Source organism: Parasediminibacterium paludis, from assembly GCF_042651445.1.
Taxonomy (GTDB): domain Bacteria; phylum Bacteroidota; class Bacteroidia; order Chitinophagales; family Chitinophagaceae; genus Parasediminibacterium; species Parasediminibacterium paludis.
The window spans coordinates 2501-5250 of the sequence record NZ_JBHSDC010000038.1; the positions used below are offsets into that span (position 1 = coordinate 2501).

2 rRNA genes (1 of these 2 cut by a window edge) are annotated in these 2750 nt (G+C 47.7%); both read left to right on the forward strand.

The window, feature by feature from the left end:
- Nucleotides 1-2521: ribosomal RNA gene (locus ACFOW1_RS16960) — 23S ribosomal RNA — on the forward strand (it extends 280 nt beyond the left edge of the window).
- Between the two features lie 123 nt (nucleotides 2522-2644).
- Nucleotides 2645-2750, forward strand: a 5S ribosomal RNA gene (rrf, locus tag ACFOW1_RS16965); the annotation flags it as partial.

The window sequence follows — 2750 nt, forward strand, 5'->3', positions numbered from 1 at the left end:
TTGTAGGGTCGCCTTTAGAAGATCTCATCAAACTGAATTACCTGGAAAGGTAAGCCATAGCAGGTGAAAGCCCTGTAGGTGCAAATTGAGATGGACGAGCGATACCCTGAGTAGGGCGGGACCGGAGGAATCCTGCTTGAATCTGCCAGCACCATCTGGTAAGGCTAAATACTCCTCAGACACCGATAGTGAACCAGTACCGTAAGGGAAAGGTGAAAAGTACCCCGAACAGGGGAGTGAAATAGTACCTGAAACCGTACGCCTACAAGCGGTCGGAGCTCTGGAATATGAGTGACGGCGTGCCTTTTGCATAATGAACCTACGAGTTGCTCCTCACTGGCGAGGTTAAGTTCTTATTTAACGGAGCCGAAGCGAAAGCGAGTCCAAATAGGGCGATTAGTCAGTGGGGGCAGACGCGAAACTTTGTGATCTATCCATGGGCAGGTTGAAGGTGTGGTAACACACACTGGAGGACCGAACTCGTTGACGTTGAAAAGTCTTGAGATGACCTGTGGATAGGGGTGAAAGGCCAATCAAACTGAGAGATAGCTCGTTCTCCCCGAAATGTTTTTAGGAACAGCGTCGCATATAGAAGTTTATTAGAGGTAGAGCTACTGATTGGGCTAGGGGGCTTCACCGCCTACCAAACCCTGACAAACTCCGAATGCTAATAAATATCTGCGGCAGTGAGGCTGTGGGCGCTAAGGTCCATGGCCGAGAGGGAAATAACCCAGATTAGCATCTAAGGTCCCTAATACGTAGTTAAGTTGATCAAACGAGGTGGGGTTTCTATAACAGCCAGGATGTTTGCTTGGAAGCAGCAATTCATTTAAAGAGTGCGTAACAGCTCACTGGTCGAGAGGCCCTGCACGGAAAATAATCGGGCATCAAACTACGAACCGAAGATCTAAATTCCAATTTATTGGAGTGGTAGGGGAGCATTGAAAACTGCGTTGAAGGTGTTGGGCGACCAATGCTGGAGCGTTTTCAAAAGAAAATGTAGGTATAAGTAACGATAAATGAAGTGAAAAACTTCATCGCCGAAAATCTAAGGTTTCCTGATCAACGTTAATCGGATCAGGGTTAGTCTGGTCCTTAGGCAAACCCGAAAGGGGCAGTTGATGGAAAGCAGGTTAATATTCCTGCACCTACTATGCAATAAAAGTGACGGAGGGCCGTGGTTGTTGCGTACTTACGGAATAGTACGCTGAGTGGAGGCTTCGGCTGAAGCGAAACAATAAAAGCCCTTCCAAGAAAAGCGAGCATAGCAGCCAGTACCGTAAACCGACACAGGTAGATGGGATGAGTATTCTAAGGCGCTCGGGTGAGCCGCGGAGAAGGAACTAGGCAAATTAACGCTGTAACTTCGGGATAAAGCGTACCGTAGCGATACGGTCACAGTAAAATGGTACAACCAACTGTTTAACAAAAACACAGGGCCCTGCAAAATCGTAAGATGACGTATAGAGCCTGATACCTGCCCGGTGCTGGAAGGTTAAGGAAGGATGTTCGGAGCAATCCAAAGCTTCTGACTGAAGCCCCAGTAAACGGCGGCCGTAACTATAACGGTCCTAAGGTAGCGAAATTCCTTGTCGGGTAAGTTCCGACCTGCACGAATGGTCTAATGAGTTGTACACTGTCTCCTCCGCGAGCCCGGTGAAATTGTAGTATCGGTGAAGATGCCGGTTACCCGCCACGGGACGAAAAGACCCCGTGAACCTTCACTACAACTTTGCATTGATTTTGAGCAACAAATGTGTAGGATAGTTGGGAGACTGTGAAGTAGTGTCGCCAGGCATTATGGAGTCAACGTTGAAATACCAACCTTTTGTTGCTTAGAACCTAATCCTGAATAAGGAGACATTGCATGGTGGGTAGTTTGACTGGGGTGGTCGCCTCCTAAAAAGTAACGGAGGCTTGCAAAGGTACCCTCAGTACGGTTGGTAATCGTACGCAGAGCGCATTAGTAAAAGGGTGCTTGACTGTGAGACAAACGCGTCGAGCAGGCGCGAAAGCGGGCTAAAGTGATCCGGTGATTCTGCATGGAAGGGTCATCGCTCAAAGGATAAAAGGTACTCCGGGGATAACAGGCTGATCTTACCCAAGAGCTCATATCGACGGTAAGGTTTGGCACCTCGATGTCGGTTCGTCACATCCTGGGGCTGGAGAAGGTCCCAAGGGTTCGGCTGTTCGCCGATTAAAGTGGCACGTGAACTGGGTTCAGAACGTCGCAAGACAGTTCGGTCTCTATCTGTGGTGGGCGTTAGTAAATTGAGTGGACATGTCCTTAGTACGAGAGGACCGGGATGTACGTACCGCTGGTGTATCTGTTATGCCGCCAGGTGTAATGCAGAGTAGCTATGTACGGCAAGGATAAACGCTGAAAGCATCTAAGCGTGAAACCTTCCACAAGATGAGTTTACTTTTAAGGGCTGTCAAAGACTATGACGTTGATAGGCTATAGGTGTAAAGTTGGTAACAACAAAGCCGAGTAGTACTAATTGCCCGTAAGCTTTATTTTTTATTTCTTGTATTAAGATAACTTCCCGATATGTCACCTTATTAAAGTTGACAGATGATAGATGATAGATGTCAGTGTAAAAACTAGCAACTTGAAACTAGTAACCTGCAACTAGTAATGTCTTATGGTGATTTTGCCGGGGGTGTTCACCTCTTCCCATTCCGAACAGAGAAGTTAAGTCCCCCATGGCCGATGGTACTCGCATTACGCCGGGAGAGTAGGTAGTTGC